The 19647-nt window shown below is 60.4% G+C and carries 11 protein-coding genes; 1 reads left to right on the top strand and 10 read right to left on the bottom strand.

Annotated features, from left to right (window positions below; all coding sequences use genetic code 11):
* Position 1 precedes the first annotated feature (1 nt).
* The 6 genes from IPI01_18310 to IPI01_18285 all read right to left on the bottom strand — a co-directional run bounded on the left by IPI01_18310 (position 2) and on the right by IPI01_18285 (position 7523).
* Positions 2-922, bottom strand: a complete 921-nt coding sequence (locus IPI01_18310) for an NAD-dependent epimerase/dehydratase family protein (protein MBK7259710.1) — start codon at positions 920-922, stop codon at positions 2-4.
* 25 nt (positions 923-947) lie between these two features.
* Complete coding sequence (locus tag IPI01_18305; GenBank protein ID MBK7259709.1) at positions 948-2069, bottom strand: DegT/DnrJ/EryC1/StrS family aminotransferase; 1122 nt, start codon at positions 2067-2069, stop codon at positions 948-950.
* Between the two features lie 10 nt (positions 2070-2079).
* Entirely contained in the window at positions 2080-3171 is a 1092-nt protein-coding gene (locus IPI01_18300) for a glycosyltransferase family 4 protein (GenBank protein MBK7259708.1), read from the bottom strand.
* A complete protein-coding gene (locus IPI01_18295) occupies positions 3164-4444 on the bottom strand; it encodes a hypothetical protein (GenBank protein MBK7259707.1) in 1281 nt (426 codons plus the stop codon). Before IPI01_18295 ends, IPI01_18300 begins: the two co-directional genes overlap by 8 nt.
* Positions 4445-4725: 281 nt before the next feature.
* Positions 4726-5232, bottom strand: a complete 507-nt coding sequence (locus IPI01_18290; protein ID MBK7259706.1) for an SLBB domain-containing protein — start codon at positions 5230-5232, stop codon at positions 4726-4728.
* 32 nt (positions 5233-5264) lie between these two features.
* On the bottom strand, positions 5265-7523 hold the full coding sequence (locus IPI01_18285) for a polysaccharide biosynthesis tyrosine autokinase (protein ID MBK7259705.1): 2259 nt from the start codon (positions 7521-7523) through the stop codon (positions 5265-5267).
* A 392-nt stretch (positions 7524-7915) separates the two neighbouring features.
* Between IPI01_18285 and IPI01_18280 the strand changes: the two genes are divergently transcribed.
* Positions 7916-8053, top strand: coding sequence for a hypothetical protein (locus IPI01_18280; GenBank protein MBK7259704.1), 138 nt, complete (start codon positions 7916-7918; stop codon positions 8051-8053).
* 151 nt (positions 8054-8204) lie between these two features.
* Here the strand turns inward: IPI01_18280 and IPI01_18275 are convergent, their stop codons facing one another.
* The 4 genes from IPI01_18275 to IPI01_18260 are packed head-to-tail and all read right to left on the bottom strand — an operon-like array spanning position 8205 to position 19514.
* Positions 8205-8696, bottom strand: a complete 492-nt coding sequence (locus tag IPI01_18275) for a hypothetical protein (protein ID MBK7259703.1) — start codon at positions 8694-8696, stop codon at positions 8205-8207.
* 35 nt (positions 8697-8731) lie between these two features.
* Complete coding sequence (locus IPI01_18270) at positions 8732-9262, bottom strand: hypothetical protein (GenBank protein ID MBK7259702.1); 531 nt, start codon at positions 9260-9262, stop codon at positions 8732-8734.
* Positions 9263-9275: 13 nt separating this feature from the next.
* Complete coding sequence (locus IPI01_18265; GenBank protein ID MBK7259701.1) at positions 9276-9878, bottom strand: T9SS type A sorting domain-containing protein; 603 nt, start codon at positions 9876-9878, stop codon at positions 9276-9278.
* A gap of 3 nt (positions 9879-9881) precedes the next feature.
* Entirely contained in the window at positions 9882-19514 is a 9633-nt protein-coding gene (locus IPI01_18260; GenBank protein MBK7259700.1) for a hypothetical protein, read from the bottom strand.
* Positions 19515-19647 lie beyond the last annotated feature (133 nt).

Here is a 19647-nt window from a genome sequence, read left to right as displayed (position 1 = left end):
GTTATCCTTTGGCGATATTCGTCAGATACCACTGCACGTAATGCTCCATCGCCTCACGATAGCCGAGGCGGGCTTCCCAGCCGAGCGTGGTGCGTGCCTTCTCGGAAGAGATGAAGCGGCCTTTGAAATTGCCTGCACGGTCTTCCACAAAGGTGATATTGGCCGTCTTTCCCAGGATGCTTTCCAGTGTGCGGACGATCTCCAGCACGGTGATCTGCTGCTTCCCGTTCAGGTTGAAGATCTGGTTCGCAGCGGCGCTCTGCAGGCACGCGGCATTCCCGCGCGCAAGGTCCTTCACATAGATGAACTGGCGCGACTGGCTGCCATCGCCGTGAATGGTGATCGGTTCGTTGTGCATCAGGCGCCGGATGAAGATCGGCGTCACGGTCTCCGGACGCGCGCGCTCGCCGAACGGAATGCCGAAGCGCATGATCGTGAACGGCACACTGTAGAGGCGGAGATAGTTCTTGCAGAAGAGTTCGGCGGCGATCTTCGATGACGTGTACAGATGGTCCGGGCTCCCCGAGTACGGGGTCTCTTCGGTGATCTGTTCGTTCCCGGAGGCGGCCACCGAGCCGTAGATCCATTCCGTGGACGCCAGGATGACGCGGACGTTCCCGGCACGGCGGGCCGATTCAAGCACGCACAGGGTGCCGTGGGATGTGACCTCGTTCGAGTAGATGGGGCTCTCGAAGAACCTGTTCACATTGGCTTCGGCCGCCAGGTTGTAGATGATCTCCGCCCCCTTCGCCGTCGCGGACAAACGATCGATGTCACGGATGTCGCCACGCACATAGCCGCACTTCTGTCCGAACCGCGGCGCCTCGGTATCATAGATGACGACCTCATGTCCGGCGGCCAGGACCTCGTCCACGACATGGGACCCGATGAACCCCGAACCTCCCGTGATGATGACCTTCATGGTACTCCTTTCTTGATTCAGACGATCAGACCAGTGCCAGTGCGTCGCGCAGACTCGCGACCGTATATTCCGCGTCGGCATCCGTCATGTTCGCATACAGCGGCATGCAGATGTGATGCGCACACAGATATTCCGCCTTCGGGAGGTCGCCCCGCTTGTATTTCCCTTCGAAGTACGGCTGCAGATGGACCGGCAATTCATACACTTCACCGCTCAGCCCGACGTCATACTTCTCGCGCAGGACCTTCTTGAGCTTCGCACGGTCGATCTTCTCATCGAGCATAGCGATGTACTTGTAGTAGTTCGACACGGTGCCCTCGGCAAGCGTCAGGGGCTTCACGCCCGGCACCGATGCCAGACCGCGGTCGTACACGCGCGCCAGCCGGTTACGCTCCTCGATGAATGCCGGGAGATGACGGAAGTGCTGGAGCCCGATGATCGCATGGGGCTCGCTCATCCGCCAGTTGTACCCGAGTTTGTTGTGGATGTTCGCCGTGAACGTCGCCTTCCCCTGGTCGCGGTAGAGGCGGGATTCCTCATTGAACTTGTCCGAATTCGTGACGATGATCCCACCCTCGCCGCTGGTGATGATCTTCGTGGGATAGAACGAGAAGGACGAGGCCTCCCCGAACAGGCCGGCCTTCTTCCCCTTGTACGAGCTGCCGTGCGCGTGCGCGGCATCTTCGAACAGGAACAGACCGTGCTTCGTGCAGAGCTCCTGGATCTCCGCCATGTGCGGTGTCACGATGCCGCCGATGTGCACCACCACGATCCCCGCGGTCTTGCCGGTGATCTGCGAGCGCAGGCTGTCCATGTCGACCGAGAACGTCTCGGGGTCGCAATCCACGAATCGCGGAATGCCGCCGGCGTGCAGGACGCCGAGCGCCGTCGCGAAGAAGGTGTTCGTCGGGACCAGGACCTCCTTGCCGCGCACATCGTAGATGTGCATGGGGATCTGGATCGAACTCGTCCCGCTGTTCACCACCACGGCATGCTTCGCACCGATGAAAGCAGCGAACTCATCCTCGAGTTGCTTCCCGTATTTGCCGAGGGTCAGCTGACCGGTGGACAGCACCTCATCGATCGCTTTCGTGATCGTGGCACGGTCCTCTTCCGAGAAATAGATGCGTGCTGGGGGGATTCTCATACAGGTTCCTTCATGATTGTCGTAGTAATCCGGTCAAATACGGTAGCAAGTTCTCTGCCACAATCCTCTGCCAGGCGTATTCTCCGATCCCGTCCTTGATGGCCGGACTCTTGAACGACATCCGCTTTTCCATCAGTTTTTCGAGGCCGGCCGAGAACCCTTCTGCCGTATCATCGGTCAAAACCCCGTTGGAATCGTCGATCACCCGTGTATTTTCGTACGTCTGTGTAGCTATGACCACCATCCCGGCCAGGAGGTATTCAAAGATCTTGGTCGCCGGCTGCACCTGGTAGTGCTTGTCCCCCGGGATGAACGCCACCCCGACATTGCAGGATGACAGGAACGGGCCCAACTGGGTGCTCGGGATCCGGCCGTGAAACACGATGTCCCGCACGTGCACCGCCTCACGCATGGCGGTCCGGAGCCTCTCTTCCTCGTCCGCCGGGCCGAAGCCGACGATATCATAGCCCTCGATCGGCGCATCCGGATGGCGCGACATGAACAGTTCCAGCCCGCGCACGGTCTTGTCGATATTGCGGTTCTCCAGCGAGCCGACATAGAACAGCCGCAGGCGGGAGAACTCCTTGTCCGCCACCTGGACGGCATCGGCACCGAGCGGAACGATATGTGCACTGCGCTCGGGGAGGCTGAGAAACCGCCGGAGACTGTCCGAGATGACGGTCACATGCTTGAAGCACAGAGCTTCGAGCGTCAGCAGCCCGTTGAACACCGCGCGGACGATCCCGCCGCTCCGTACGTACCCCGTACGGATATCCATCACCATGCGTCCCCTGTGGCCGCCGAACAGCGCAAGCAACGCGCACAAAGGGAAATACTCGACAAAGATCACTGCGTCCGCCGGTTGCCGGCGGATGATCGCCAGCGATTCGCGGAGGAACGACACATACCGCTTCACCTTGCCGCCGTCCCGCGAGAAGTGGACGCACGCGACACCTTCCGAGGGGATCCCGGGCAGACCGTAATCCCAGCCCACGTAGGTGATCTGAAAATCAGACTGCAGGTACCTGCAGTACTTGAACGTGTCGGTCAGATACCCGAATTGATCCTGACTGATGATCATGAGAGATGGTCGCTCACGCATGGACAGCAACCTCTCGCTCAGATTCCTCCCCCGGATACTCTTCGCCACTCATGCCGCCCGCCCTGATCCACATCATGAAATACGCAGTGATAGGCGCGAAGACGCGATCAAAGATCGCTTCATCGTATGCCCAGATCACGATGAGGCTGAAGAACACAAAGAACGAGAACTGGCGGACGGTGAATACATTCTCCACCTTTGCGCGGAGGTAGCCGAACATCGCTCCGGCGACAAAGATGACCGCAAGCAGACCGCCCTGGATCCAGGTACGAAACAGCAAGATGCGGGACCCGTTGACCAGATAGAAGAGCGAACGTCCCAGGCGTGACGTGCCCATGATGTTCCCCCCTCCCAGGACACCATACCCCATGCCGAGGAGGATGGACCCGATATCCCCTCCCATCAGGCGGAACATGATGAGGATGCGCTGAAAACGGGGAAGGTCGCCGCCGGTCCCCGTCGGGTTCGTCAGCAGATACTTCTCGATATACCCTTCATCGAAAATATTGCTGGTATCCTCAACGGTCTGACTGTAATAGTAGTTCAACAGGAACATCAACCCGGCCCCGAGGATGAGCAGAGGGATCGCCCGGTACATCTGCCGCGGGGAGGTCACCAGGAGCAACAACATCGCCGCAAGCAGTATGAAGGAGATCTTCGTTTCGTTCAGAGCGCACGGAATGAGGATCGGGACGAACAGGATGGTCCGACTGATGATGAAGTTGGACCCGTCTTCCAGGGATGAGAACCGTACGACCAGAAAGAAGCAGATCAGGAACAGGAGCTGCGACATATACCCGCTCCCTCCCCCCGTGCCGTACAGCCCTCCCACCGCGTCGCCCGCCCCGTACTTGAGGAATTGAAAGACCGCGAAGGGCGTCTGCAGGATCGCGAAAACGATCAGGTACCGCGTGAAGATGCGGACCAGGTCCGGACGGATATGGGACTCGTACAGATCGTACACGACAACCAGGGAAGAGAAGAAGAAGAGGGTCTCGCGGAGGCCATTGAGATGCTCCGGGAAGCCGAAGCGTTCGATCGTATAGATGAACGTGAGCGTGGAGGCAAGCAGGAAGAGCGCCATGAACTTGACCCCATAAAAACTCCGGCGCGTCCAGAAGGCTGAGAGCGCCAGCAACAACATCAGGCCATCGGCACTGAACGTCACAAGGCGGATCACCCGGTCGGAGCTCGGGATGATCATCGTTGCGAGCGCCCCGGCGACCGAGTTATAGAACTGGATGACCAGGAACAAGTACAATTTTGTTTTCATGCCTGTCCTGTCGTGTATCGCCGGCGGCCGTCGGCCGTCCCGGAGAAACGGGTGGATTCCGTACAGTATAACGGACCTCCACCCCGAAAGCTGTATCCTGCGTCACACACCCGCTCGAGATCTGTTGTGCCCGGACACATGCCCCCCGCCACATCCGACTCCCTTGATCGTGCGAACCTCCGAAGGGCCCGGTGGGAGGAAGGGAGATGGACCTGACAATGAGGTCCCGGGGCGTTGGCGGGCAGACCGGGGACAACGGTACCTCGCCCCGGTCTGCGGGATCACAGCCCTCGTGTGGCGATCACGGCGTTTGCAATGGACGCGAGGATGATCGCGACCGTGGTCAGGATACTGAAGACATCTCTCCACACAAAACTCGGAGAGTCGACAAAGATCGTATCGCCGGGCTCGAGGCCCCGCGCTTTGTCGTCCAACTTGTCCAAATGACGCAAGTTCACATTGAATTCCACGGTACGAATACCGTCATCCCGCCGCACAACCCGCGAGATCTTCACCGATGCGAGATCGGCCTCAGCAAGCGGACCGCCGGCATATGACAGGAGCTGGACCAGATCCGTGGAAATGGGTACCTCATACCTGCCGGGGTTGCGGACATATCCCCACAGGTTGATGGACATCGTGATCTCGCCCGGTTTGGAAAGAAAATAGTATGCGGCCGACGACGCGCCGCTCTTGGAAACACCAAGGCTCGTTTCTATCTGGGCGGATGCGGACCCCGCCAGGACGGCTGTACATGCCAGCATCATAAGCACCCTGCGCAACGACATAACTCTTTCCTTCCCTCAGTTCTTACGTCGATTCAGCCTGAATGCCGCTCGTCCTTCTCCTCGCCTGCGGACACATCCCCCTTACTCTTGCTGTAGTATGTCTGACCGTAGGAATACCGGCCACGGCTCGTGCGACGCGACAGGCCGTAGGCATGATGCGGGTCGAAGTTGTTCATCACCACGCCGATCACCTTGCCCCCGACGCCTTCGAGCAATTCGGATGCCTGGTCGAGATCCTGGGCACGGGTCTTCCCTGACGAGACAACGATGAGCGAGCCATCCACCATGGTCGAGATCACGGCCGGATCGGTCACCGCCAGGATCGGAGAGGAGTCAAACAGGACCACCTCGTACTTTTCCACCACTTCTGCGATCAGCTTGCGCATGGTATCGGAACCAAGCGCTTCCGCGGGATTGGGCGGGATCTCACCGCTGCAGATCACGGACAGATTCTCGACGCGTGTCGATTGGACCACAGCCTTCAACGGCTGCTTGCCGGAGAGATACTCCGAAAGGCCCGGTTCCTTCTTCAGAGAGAACTTTGCATCCAGGGTCGGGCGGCGCAGGTCGGCATCCACGAGCAGCACGCTCTTGCCTGTCTGCGCGAATGCGATCGCGAGGTTGCAGGCGGTCGTGGATTTCCCTTCACCGGGTGCCGGACTCGTGACCATGAGGGTACGGATCGGCTGACCGACGCGCGCGAATTGCAGGTTGGTACGCATCTGGCGGTACGATTCCGCGATCGAAGAGAACGGGAACGAGAGCGTGATCAGGTGCGCATCCACCGCCTTGTCCTTCGCGGTCAGCCCGTCGCCACGGCCCAGCTTCTCGATCTCCGGATCCATGTTCATGATGGGGGTGAGCGGCGTGAACCCGCGGCGCTTCAGGTCCTCCGGGGTCTGGACACGGACGTCGAAGTATTCCTTGACGAAGGCAAGCACGATGCCGAGCGACAGGCCCATGAACATACCGATCATCAGATTGATGAGCGTCTTCGGACTCGACGGTGACGACGGCATCGGCGCGGGTTCGATGATCTCGATGTACCCGGTGTTCGACTGTTCGGTGATGTTGGCTTCGTTGTACTTCTCTTCCACCATCAGATAGAGCTTCTCATTGCTGAGGCGTGCGCGCTGGAGGCGGGCCAACTGCACGCTCTTCGCGGGGATCTTGTCGAACTTCAACTCGTACTCCCGGATCGCCTCATTCAGCGCGCTCTTCTTTGCCTGCAGCGACTGCACATTGATGCCGGCCTCGACGATCTTCTGCTTCACGGTCTTGAGGTACCCGGCAGCGTCTCCCGCACCACCCTCCGGCGTCAGCGTCCGCAGATAGTCGTCCGTACGGCGCTGCAGCTTCAGACGGAGCGCCATGATCTGGGCGTCGATCTCCTTGACGCGCGAATCGAGGATCTCGCGCCCGGCAGCGGTCGGGTTCTGGACCACGGTCATGTCGCGCGAGACCTCCAGTTTGGCCAATTGGTCCTGCATCTGGCGGATATAGGTGTCGCTTGCTTCGCCAACGATACGGGCGACGTTCGTCTCCTGCTGCGGCAGCTGCTGCTGGTAGGAACTGAGCGTGTTCTGCATCTCTTTCAGGGAGATGTCGGTCGCATCCCGTTGGGCTTCAAGGCTCGCCAGCTGCTCGATCATGCGTTTCGATTCATCATCGAGCGAGACGATGCCCTGATTCTCCATGTACCCCTGGAGGGAGCTCTCGGTGTCTTCGAGGGCACGGCGCTTGTCGCGCGCCTGGCTCTCCAGAAACTCACGGAAGGACCGCGACTTCGCACGGCTTTGGTAGATATTCCTGTCCCGGTACGCCTCGGCGAATGTATTGGCGATCAACTGCGCTTCGCGCGGACTCTTGCTCTTCGCCGTGATGCTGATGATATCCGATTCCCGAACCGGATCAAAATCAATGGAACCCGATACCCGGCCCGCCACCAGATCCAACGGAGCCAGACCGGTGGAGTCGGCCATATCCTTCATGGGGACCACCATCGGGATCAGGTCTTCTTTCCCCGGGAAGAGGTACCGCTGCTTCCGCAACCGTGCGCCGACGGAATCCGCGAGTGCGCGGGAGTTCAGGATAGCAAGTTCGTTTTGGACGGTATTCTTGAGACCATCGGACCTGACCGACTCCGCAAAGAGCGATCCCTTGAGTTCCGAGGTGTTCAGCAAGACACTGCAGGTCGATTGGTAGATGGGGTCGGACAACTTCGTGAACAGGATGGTGGCCACGAGAACGACGATGAATGTGGTCAGAATGATCCACTTTCCACGAAGCATGACAGCCAGATACTCCTGGAAAGACCGTTCTTGCGTGACCGCTGAGGACGTCTTGCGTGTTTGATGTGTCTTCATCATTCACCTCTTGCCTTCACCAATGACATTGATCGACTGTAGAGTGTACCAACTTGCGAAGAAAATGATTGAATGTCAAACTTGTAGAAATTGCACGTAACATCTACATATTCTCACCTGTGTCGGGTCACCTCATGCCAAAAACACGTCGAAATCGAGTACACCGGCCCCGGGCCAGAACGGCACGGCGATTGTGCAACCACACTGTGCCAGAAAAAGCCGGAGAATGTACCCTCCCCCAAAAATGGCGAAATAAGCGTTCCCTTTGAGCATAGAAAAGTGTAACTTAATCGAAATCAGGCCTTGCAGGAGGCATCGTGACGATCGCAATCGGAATCGCGGCATACTTCGCAGTCAACGGACTGTTCGTTCTGTTTCTCCGCTTCGCCAACCAGCGCGATGACATGATGCATGCTATCACCAGCGAGTGGATCGAAGAGACGACCCGCGCCTGATCACCCTTTTCATGCGAAACGGCCTTCCCCTGTGGGTCAGGCCGCTTTCGCCAGAAGTCCAAGTCACCCATCTCTGTACCGCACCCCTTTCCCAACCCGCATCCACCACCCCCACAGGAAGTTCACCCGGGCCGCGACTGCAACACCCCGCCTACTTCTTCTCCTTCGTCAAGAACGTGATCAACCGTGAATCCGCCACCACTCCCCGGGCGTCACGAACATCGACCTGAAACGTCAGGATCTGGGACGTGACCGATTCCTCCGCCGTGAAGTAAAAGATCGCGTACCGCGTTGCGTTGCCGGGAATGTCACCCACGGAAATGGAGTCGTTGTACGACACGCCCGTTGGCGGTGAAAGGGGCACGATCCGCGCCACAACGTTCCGCAGGGAAGCCTTCCCCGCATTGGTCAGGATCAGACGAAGCCGTCCGGTCTCCCGTGCCTCAAGGAAGTTGTCGCCGGATGGCTCACTGAACTCGGTCTCGTAGGAGACCACATGGGTGACCCCTCCCGCATGGACCAGGGTTGAATCCCCCGGCTCGGCCGTAAGGGATCCGGCTGCGCTCCGGCCTGTGATGACCTGAGCGGCGGCCGAACACACCGCAGCCAGGGTAAGGAATACCACTATGATCATCGATCTCATCTCTACGCTTCCTTGTCTGTCAGGGACGCCGGGGCCTACGGCCGTGCCGGCGGCTGAGGGAACACATTCGGGACGGGAGGGATGACGGGGGGCGTGTCCTTCCCTCCCACAAGCAGGAGTACAACGCCTCCGACAACTGCCGCCCCACCACCGATCCAGAGCCACGAACTCGATCCTTCGGGCTCCACATACTCCGCTTCGATCACGAAATAGTAATCGTCGCCCTGCAATCCATCCGGGAATTCCTTCAGGATCTCCCACACCACGCGGCGCTTCTGACCCGGGAACACGATGGTCCCGACGTCACCCGTGATGTTCAGCGGACGGTATGTGAAGGTGATGTCACTCTCACGGCGGAGAGCGATGCGGACATCATGCACCATATCGACGGGTGCATTCAGATCGTAGTAGATCTTGACGAGGTCCGCGGTCGCCTCGAACCGGACATTGTCGATGCTCGTTCCCGACCCTTCACCGAACGCCACGGCCAGGGGCATGCTTTCGGCAAAGAGCAGAACCGCAAGCACGACGCGCATCATTTTCAAACGGCCTACAACGGCAGACATGGATCCTCCGTACCTATTTCATCAACATCATTTTTACGACATGGCTGCCACCTGCCGGCGTCGTCATACGGGTCAAGTACACGCCCGTCGCCACCTGCCGGCCACCATCGTTCCTGCCATCCCACGTCAGCCAGTGCCGGCCCTGATCGAGCATGCCGTCATGCAGTGTCACGATCTCTTCACCCAGAATGTTGTAGACCTTCACGGTCACCGCTCCTGCAACCGGCACCGAGACCGGGACCGTCGTGCTCGGGTTGAACGGGTTGGGGAAATTCTGCTCGAGCGCAAACGTGCGCGGCACCACGCTCCCGAGTTCCGCCTGCACGGCATCGTGCGCTCCGACCAGCACCGTGAACATGGAACGCCCGCTGACCGGCACGAACTTGTACACGCCGTTCACACGCAGATCGACATACCGTTGATGGATCTGGTCCACAAGATAGACCTCGTAGTCCGACGGCACGGTACCGACACCCATCACGTCCAGCAGGACCTCCCTGCCCTTCGGGGCGGTAAGTTCGGCGGTCCACCGTGCGAGCTCACCGATGCCGCTCCGGATGTCGGACGCGAACACAGGCATGCCGGGGTCGAGATCGGGACGCAGAACCGCGATCAACAACTAATCAACAAGACCGCGCGGCCGGTGATAGTCGAAGAGATCCAGGGCATCCAGCGCATCGGTACGCACACCGATCTGCGTCGAGTGATCAGCATACTCCTGTGCCGTGACACCGAGTGTCAGGGTCCAGCCCGTTACGGTATCCACCGCCGCCTTGAGAACCCCCGATGTTCCTGCATACGGCACCTTCAGGGCCGTGATGCTGTCACGGTTGATGAAGTAGTACCCGACGAACGGCTTCAGGACGGTTGCCGTTTGGAACCCGGAGGGGAAGGAGTAATCCCAGATCGGTTCGCGGGCGGCATTGCCGTTCACCTGTTGGACGGCATTCCACGGAACATCCAGTCCGAACGGGTTGGTGATGAGGTTGTACCCGGGATGAACGGGAATGAGTGCATTGCCGTCGGTATCGAGTTGTGCGGATTCCACCGATGTGTTGAGGTTCCAGCCGCCTTTCTTCACGAGCCAGTACGCGCGCCCCGTGGAGAAAAGGAATGGCGACGACCCGGGATTCTCGACGAAGAAGTCCTTCTCGTTGCCGTTATCCCAGTAGAGCTGCCAGTCGGTCCCTTGCGTGCCGCCCAGATAGGTGCTCACCGGCGTGGTGCCCGTGCCGGGCAGGCCCACCATTTGATAGTCGCTGGATTTGTACTCGGACGGTGACGACATCGTGGCAAATGTCCACGTCCGATTGAAACTCCACACGGACGGGTACGCCGGCGTGAAACTCCAGGTCGATGAATACTGGCTTGCACCGCCGATATTGCGCGCCTGCACCCGCCAGTAATACGTCGTATTATTGAGCAGCGGCCCGACCTTCCTTGAGTTCGTGGCCAGCGTGGTATCGTCCACCACCATATTCGAGAACAGCGAACTGGTGGAGAGTTGGAGCCGGTACCGCGTCGCCCCCGCAGAGGAATCCCACCGGAGCATCAGTGTCGTCGGCAGATTGGTCTGCGTGTTGTATGGCACCGTCAGTGTCGGCGAAGGCGGTGCCGCAAGATTCACCGTGAAGGCGATCGGGTTGGACGTCCCCCCCCCGGGAGCCGGGTTGATGACCACGATGTTGCGCGCACCCAGCGTGGCCGTCGCATTGATGGTGATGTTCGCTGTCGCACGGGACGCACTATCCGCCGTGATGCTGTTCACCAGAATACCGGAGCCAAAATTCCCGGTCGTGACCCCATTGATGAAGTTCGTTCCCCGCAGAACGACGTTGATCGTCTGGTTCCCTGTCGATGCGGACGGGGTCACCGACACCAATGTCGGAACGGGATTCGTGACGGTGAAGCCGCTCGTGATGCTGTCCGTGCCGCCGCCGGGAGGAGCATTCCTCAGATAGACCGTCCGCGTCCCCGTGGCAGCCGCCGCGCCGATCGTGACACGGGCCGTCAAGGTGGTATCGCTGGTGACCACAGGCGTTTGCACGGTGACGTCCGGCCCGAGATCCACCGTCGTGGCGTTCCCCATGAAATTCGTGCCACGGAAGAGCAGGTCGATGGTCTCCAGGCGCTTGCCTGTCTGCGGCGTCACCGAGGTCAACGTCGGCTTCGGATTATTGCCAACACTGAAGCCGTTCGTCAGGATCGAGGTTCCACCACCTGGCGGTGAATTGGTCACCCAGACATCCCGCGGACCGGTCTCTGCCGCAACCGTCACCGTGATGTTCGCGGTCATCTGCGTATCGCTGACCACGGCGCGGCTGTTGATCGTGATGCCGTCGCCGAATTGAGGGATGCTGACGCCGTCAATGAAACCGCTGCCACTCATCACGATCGTCGCTGTCTGAAGCTGCTGGAGACTGGCCTCGATGAGCGACTTCAAGACCGGCTGCGGGTTGTTCACGGTGAAACCCGCCACCCTCGTTGCCGTGCCTCCGCCCGGAGCGGCATTCGTGACCTTGACAGACCGCGATCCGGTCGCCGCGCTGGCACTGATACTGACCACCACCGTGAGCTGGGAGGAGCTGTTCACGACCGGCGATCCGATCACCGTGATCCCGGGACCGAGATCCACGGATGTGACCCCGGTGATGAAGTTGGACCCCGTGATCACGATCGTATCTCTGCTCAGGCGCGCGCCTACCGACGGGTTGACCGCGAGGATCGTGGGGACAGGGTTATCCGCCACCGTGAACGTGCGCTTCTCCGAGGCACCACCGCCGGGCGCGGGATTGGAAACATTCACATCCCTCGGTCCGATCGTGGCGGACGAACTGATCGTGATGTTCGCGGTCAGCTTCGTCTCGGATGTGACCGTGACGCTGTTCACCGTGATATCCGTGGCTCCGAAATTGACCTGCGTGATGCCCGGGATGAAATTGGTGCCATCGAGCACCACATTGAGGGTCTGCAGACGGCTTCCATTGGCGGGCGACAGCGAGGCCAGACCCGGGGCAGGATTCTGCACCGTGAAGATCTTGCTGTTGGACGTGTCCCCACCCGGGAGACTGTTCACCACGGTCACGGCAAACGTGTTGGCAGTGTCCAATTCGGACACCGGAATACTTGCATCCAGCCGTGTCCTGTTCACCAGTGTGGAGGTGAGCAAGGTCTTCCCGAGATACACGGAGGACCCGGGCACGAAATTCGTTCCGGTGACCGCAAGGCCGAGTACGCCGGACCCGACCAGGGTGCTTTCTGGCGCGATCGTAATGATCGTCGGTCGGGGATTATTGACCGTGAACGCATTGGAAAGCTGTGCGGTCCCTCCCCCCGGAACCGGATTGCTCACCGAGAGGCTCCGTGGACCGAGAGTGGCGCTGGAATCGATCGCGATATTCACGGTCATCAGGGTCGGCGAGTCAACACTTCTGGACGTCACCGTTATACCACTGCCGAATGATGCGGTGGTGACATCGCGGACGAATTTCGTTCCCTGCAAGGTCATGGTCAGGGACTGAAGCCGTGACCCGTTCTGTACGGACAGCCCGGTGAAGGTCGGAAGCGGGTTGACCACGAGCAGCGCATTGGTCAACGTCGCCGTCCCACCACCCGGCGTCGCATTCGTGACCGAGATATTGCGCGATCCGGTCGCGGCAGTGTCGGTCACGGTCACATTCACCCGGATCTGCGAGGAGCTGTCGATCACCGGCAACCCGTTCACCGTGATGCCGCTCCCCACATTCAATGTTGTGATCCCACTGTAGAATTCGGTCCCGCGGAGGACCAGCTCCACGGTCTGCTGGCGGCTGATCGTATCCGGTTTGACCGACACAATGGTGGGAGCGGGATTGTTGCCGACCGTGAAGCCGACCTGATTGGACACCCCTCCTTCGGCCCCCGAGTTGGTGATGGTGAAGTACCGGATGCCATCGGCCGCAGCCAGGCCGATACTGATATTCGCCTTGATGACCGTGGGGCTCTGAACGGTCTGTGCATTGAGCGTGATGTTCGCTCCCTGGATCCCCACCGTGCTGACACCGTCGGCGAAATTCGTTCCCGTGATGATCACGTCAAATGTCGTACCGCGAATTCCGGACGCGGGATTGAGACCGACGATGCTCGGCAGGTTCTTCACCCGGAACGCATTCGGAAGTGTTCCCGCTCCACCGCCGGGGGTCGGATTCCTCACGGTCACACCGCGCAAACCCAGCGCCGCGCCGGCACCAATGGTCACCTTCGCGGTGATGTGCGTGGGAGAGTCGACCACCGTGGAATCGACCACCGTACTCTCACCGAAATCCACGGTCGTCACGTTCGGGATGAAGTTCGTCCCGGTCAGCCCGACCGTCAGCTTCTGAGACCGGCTCGCTTCGCCTGGCGTGATCACCGTCAGCGTTGGCACGGGGTTGTTCATCGTGATCACCGCCGAGGTCCCGGCTTTGGAACCGACCGCCGACGTGGCCGTGAACGTACCGGTGCCCGAAGAACCGGAGTATTTCATGCCGAGCGCGGTCAGATTCGAGACCCCTGACGTGAAATTGCCGACCTGGTTGAGCACATTGTTGTCGAGCGACCCAAGACCGGTGATCGCCTGGGGAGATCCGGGCAGGGACGTCGTGATCGTCACATTGTTCGTGGCCGCGTTGAACGTCGGGACCGTGTTTCCCCAATCATCCTGTGCGACCAGAGTATTCGTTCCCGTGAATGTCAGGCCGTTCACCTGCGGCGACACGAGTGTCCAGGCGAACTGCCCCAGTGCACCCGGGGTGACGCCAACGGTAAGCCGGTCGGTGAGTTGGGATGAGATCGTCCCATCGGTCACCGAGATGATCGCACTTTCGACCCGGTAGAGCCGCATCGTGCCATTGGCACTCCCGGCAACGGTCGCGATGCCATTGGTGAAGGTCAACGCCGTCGGAGAACCGAACGCAACTGCAAGTCCGGCACTGTTGGCGACCGTCGGTGGCGTCACCGGATTCGTCCCTGATGCCGCACCGGAGAAGGTCAGATTCTTCGAGCCGGCGTATCCGACCACAATGTTGTTCGACTCATCGCGTGCGGTAATGGTGAGGTTCTGCGCGGTTCCGGCAACCTGCGTCGCAATCCCCGTCAGTACCAGACGCGTCGCAGTGCCGGCGCTGATCACAACGCTGTCGGAGGTACCGGCCTTGCCGCTGGAGGTCGCGGTGAAGACGCCCGTCCCCACGGGACCGGTGTATTTCATGCCAAGCGCGGTGAGATTCGCCACACCCGTGGAGAAATCGGCGCTGCGGTTCAAGATATCATTGGTCCCCGAACCAAGGCCCGAGATCGTGCCTCCCAGGGATGTACTCAGCGTGACGTTGGACGCCGAGGCATCGAAGGCCAAAACGGTGTTTCCCCAGTCGTCCTGGGCCGTCAGGGTGTTCGTCCCGGAGAATGCGGCCCCGCTCACCTGTGGCGAGGAAAGCGCCCATTTGAATTTCCCGAGGGCAGCCGCGGAGACGGTGATCGAGAGAGCATCGTTCCCCGTGGAGTGAATGGAGCCGTCGCTCACCGCAACGATCGCGCCCTGCGCACGGTACAGCCGGAGCACACCGTTGCTGCTCCCGGCGACCTGTGCCACGCCGTTCGTGAAGGTGATCGCGGTGTTCGCACCGAAGGAAACGACAGCCCCGGCACTGTTCGTCACGCTCGCCGGCGTCGCCGGTGATGTTGAAGAATCCGCACCCGAAAACAGCAAGGTCTTCGATCCGGTGTAGGCGGTCACCGTATTGCCGAATCCGTCCTTTGCCGTGATCGTCAGATTGCGCGTGGTCCCGGCGACCATGGTGGTCACTGAATCGCCGGCAGACGTGCGCAGGACAAGGCGTGTTGCTCCGCCGGCCACGACCGCCACGGAACCCGACACGCCGGTCTTACCGCCACCGGTCGCAGTGAATGTTCCGGTACCCACGGTCCCCGTGAACTTCATGCCGAGCGAGGTCAGATTGGCGATACCGAGGGTGAAATCCCCCGCACGGTTCAGGACATTGTTCGTCCCCGATCCGAGGCCCGAGATCGTCCCGGTAAGTGTTGTGGTCAGCGTCACCGGCGTCGTCGCCGCGCTGAACGTCGTCACCGTATTGCCCCAGTCATCCAGGGCTGACAGTGAATTGACCCCGGTGAATGCAACGCCGCTGGTCTGCGGCGTGGCAAGGGTAAGACCGAATTTGCCGAGCGCCGACGGGGACACCGTCACGGAGAGCTTGTCTGTCCCGCTCGAACCTATCGTTCCATCCGTGGCCGACACCAGAGCTGTTTGCGCGCGCAGAAGCCGGAGGACCCCATTGGCACTCCCGCTCACGGTGGCGACACCGTTCGTGAAATTGATCGATGTGCTCGTATTGAACGCGACCGCTGAACCCGAACTGTTCGTAACCGTCGGAGCGGAAGCCGGACTCAGCGACGAATCCGGGCCCGAGAACGTCAGGGATTTGGTCCCGGTATATGTCGTGACCACATTGCCCGAGGCGTCCATGGCCCTGATCGTCAGGTTCGTCGTTCCTCCTGCGGTCAGCGTCGTCACCGAATCACCGGTGTTGGTCCTGATCACAAGCCGGGTTGCACCGCCAGCCACGATCTGTACACTGCCGGAGGTGCCAACCTTACTGGATGCCGAGGCGGCGGTGAAGAGGCCAGAACCGGTGGCCCCGGTGAACTTCATCTTGCCGGTCAGGTTCGCGATGCCGCTGGTGAAGTCGGATGCCTGATTGAGGACGTTCGCACCCGAACCGAGACCTGTGACGGACCCGGCCAGCCCGGAAGGGTTAACGGTCACATTATCAGTGGCCGCATTGAAATCGGTCTTCGTATTGCCGTAGGAGTCCTGCGCCGTCAGCAAGTTCGTACCGGTGAACGCGACACCGCTCTGCTGGGGGGAAGTAAGGACGAATGTGAATTTTGCCAGGGCATCCGCGCTCACGGTCACGATCAGCCGGTCCGCTCCGCCGGAACCGATCGAGCCATCACTCACAGCGATCGTGTCCTTGCCGGCCCGGTACAATCGCATGACGCCGTTGTTCGAGCCGCTCACCTGTGCAAGGCCGCTGCTGAAGTTGATCGAGGTGGAGATACCGAACGGCACGGCCGAACCACCACTCGACGTCACGGTCGGCGAGGTGGCGGGATTGGGTGAGGAACCCGACCCGCTGAACACAAGGTTCTTCGCACCCCCATAGCTGATCACGGTGTTCCCGGAACTGTCCCTCGCGGTGATGGTCAACGATTGTGGCAGACCGGCGACCTGGCTCCCGCTGCCGGAGATCACCAACCGGGTCGCAGCGCCGACGTTGATCGTCACCGGAGACGCCGACGTGCCTTCCTTGCCGCTCGCGGACGTGGCCTTGATGGTGCTCGATCCCGTTGCTCCTGTGTATTTCAGTTTCGTGCTCACATTCGCGACGCCGGCAACGAAATCCCCGGCCTGATTCAGGACGTTCGTCAACCCGGAACCGAGCCCCGTGATCGTCCCTCCCAATGCGGGCGTGGTCACGGTGACCGTATTGGATGCAGCACTGAAGCTGGTCGCCGTATTCCCAAAACTGTCGACGGCCGTGATCGTGTTCACTCCGGTGAACGCGATGCCATTCGTCTGCGGCGAGGTCATGACCACCGAGAAGCGTCCGAGGCCTCCCGGGGTGACCGTGACGGCCAGCGATCCTCCGACCGGCGTACTGATCGTCCCATCGGTCACAGCAATGGATGCGGACTCCACTTTGCGGAGGCGCAGGAGCCCGTTGGTATTCCCGCTCACGGCGGCGACACCATTCGAGAAATTGATCTCGGTGTTCGGCGTATTCGAAAAATTGCGTTCATTACCCGTGTTATTGCTCACGGTCGGCTGGTTGCCGTCGGGAGAAGCGTTCGCACCGGAGAACGAGAGCGTCTTGAGACCGGTATACCCGGTCGCGGTATTACCCGAGGTATCCTGCGCGGTGATGGTCAGGGCATGCGCAACGCCCGCAGCCACATTCCCCGTCCCGCTCAGGGCAAACCGCCTGGCGACGCCAGGACTGATGGCCACGGTGGCCGATGTGCCGGACTTCATCGGAGATGCCGACGTGGCTGTGAATGTTCTGTTTCCGGATGTGCCGAGAAACTTCATGCCGAGGAGCGTCAGGTCCGCGACACCGCTGCTGAAGTCGCCCGCCTGGTTCAGCACGCCGTTCTGGCCCGTTCCGAGCCCCAGCACCGTTCCACCAACGCCACTCGCAGTGATGGCCACGTTATTCGCCGCGGCGCTGAACGTGGTAATGATATTCCCCCAGTCATCTTCTGCGGTCAGCGAGTTCACACCGGTGAACGGCACATCATTCTGCTGACTGCCGGCGACCACAAACGAGAACTTCCCGAGAAGACCGGACGACACGATCACGCCATGCCGGTCGCTGCCGCTCGCCCGGATATGCCCGACCGTGTCCGCGACCGCGATCGTCGCAGATTCTGCTTTGTAGAGCTTGAGACTGACGGTGGCTTCACCGCTGGCAAAGATGATCGATGTGAGTTGACCGAAATTGACATCGGCTGCGCTGGAATTGCGGGCCGTAGGATTCGTCACAGGATTGGCGGACGGGTTCGCTCCCGAGAAGTACAGCGACTTGGCGCCGCTATAGGAGGTGACCGTATTGCCGATCGCATCTTTCGCAGTGATGGTGATGTTCTGCGAACTGCCCGCCGTCTGCGTCGACGTTCCTGTGACCACCAGGCGGGTGGCCACGCCGGCATTGATCGTCACATTGCCCGAGGTTCCGGTCGCGGCTGGAGACGTGCTCTGGGCCGTGAATGTTGCCGTTCCGGTGGTCCCGGTATAGATCATGCCGAGGGAAGTGAGATTGGCGACGCCGCCGGAGAAATCCACTCCGCGGTTCAAAATGGCATTGTTGCCTGTCCCGAGTCCGGTGATGGTCCCCCCGAGCGAGGCCGACATCGTGACGGGCACCGCGGATGCATCGAATGAGGTGACCGTATTCCCCCACGTGTCCTGGGCCGTCACCGTGTTCGTTCCCGTGACTGCCGTGCCACTCGTCTGGGGAGACGCGATCGCGACCACGAATTTGTTGAGCGTCCCGGACGTCACATTCACGACGAGACGGCCGGCCCCCGATGTTGCGATCGAGCCATCGGTGACCGAGATCGTGTCGCTCTCAACTTTGTACAGCTTCAAGGTGCCATTATTCGCTCCAGATGCGGCCGCGACGCCAAGCGTGAACGTTACCGAAGTCGCTGAACCGAATGCAACGTCCGTGCCGGCACTCGTGGATGCCGTCGGATTCGTCAACGGAGAGACGATCGAGGAGGCCCCTGCATACGTCAGATTCTTTGCGCCACCATACCCCGTCGCCGTGTTGCCTGAGGTATCCTTCGCCGTGATCGTCGGCGCCAGGGCCACGCCGGCGGCCGTTGTCCCGGCCCCGGTCATCACCAGCTTCTGGGCAAGGCCGGGAGTGATGGTCACGCTCCCGGAACTGCCGGACTTGGACGGACTCGCGGACGTGGCCGTGAACGATCCTGTGCCGATCGTACCAACGTAGCGCATACCCATCGCCGTCAGGTCTGCCACCCCGGACACAAAATCCCCATTCTTGTCCAGGGTATTGTCGTCAGAGTTGCCAAGCCCGACCACCGATCCCGTCAGAGAATTGGCCGTGATCAGGACATGGTTCGCGGCTGCATTGTAACTCGTGACGGTATTACCCCAGCTGTCCTGCGCGGTCAGGGTAGAGGTCCCGGTGAATCCCGCATTGTTCACCTGTGACGGGGCAAGGACGAGTGCGAATTTCTCGAGAAGTCCATGTGTAACGCCAACCGTCAGGCGGTCGGTGCCGGTGGACTGTATCGAGCCATCGGTGACAGAAATGACCGCTGATTCAACATCATACAGGGTAAGAACGCCGTTATTGCTGCCGGTAACGGTCGCTTGTCCGTCCACGAAGGTAATGGTCGTGGAGTTGCCGAAAGCCACCGGTGTCCCCGTGGCATCCGTAATGGTCGGAGCAGTGACAGGACTGGGAGAAGAGTTGGCACCGGAGAACGTGAGGACCTTGGCTCCGGTGTACGAGGCGGCCGGCGACCCGGCGCTGTCGGCCCGGATCGTAAGGCTCTGCGTCGTGCCCGCAACCTGGGTCGTGGAGCCGGTGATCACGAACTTCGTCGCCTGACCGTACATCGCTCCGGTTCCGAGCAGCATACAACTCATGAACAGGGCGATGGTGTGGTGATACGTTCTCATAGCAGACTCTCGGATGAAACACAACAACTGTCGTCACTGCACTTCGGATACCGCGCGTGCATCAGGATCCTTCGTAAACCCTAGGAAAAGAAAAGCCAGAGGAGTGGCTCCTCATGACCCGGTCAATGAGCTG

Source organism: Ignavibacteriota bacterium (assembly GCA_016707525.1).
Classification (GTDB): Bacteria; Bacteroidota; Ignavibacteria; order UBA10030; family UBA6906; genus JAGDMK01.
Note: the sequence above shows the minus strand (reverse complement) of the source record. Positions and strands in the feature narration are given on the sequence as shown.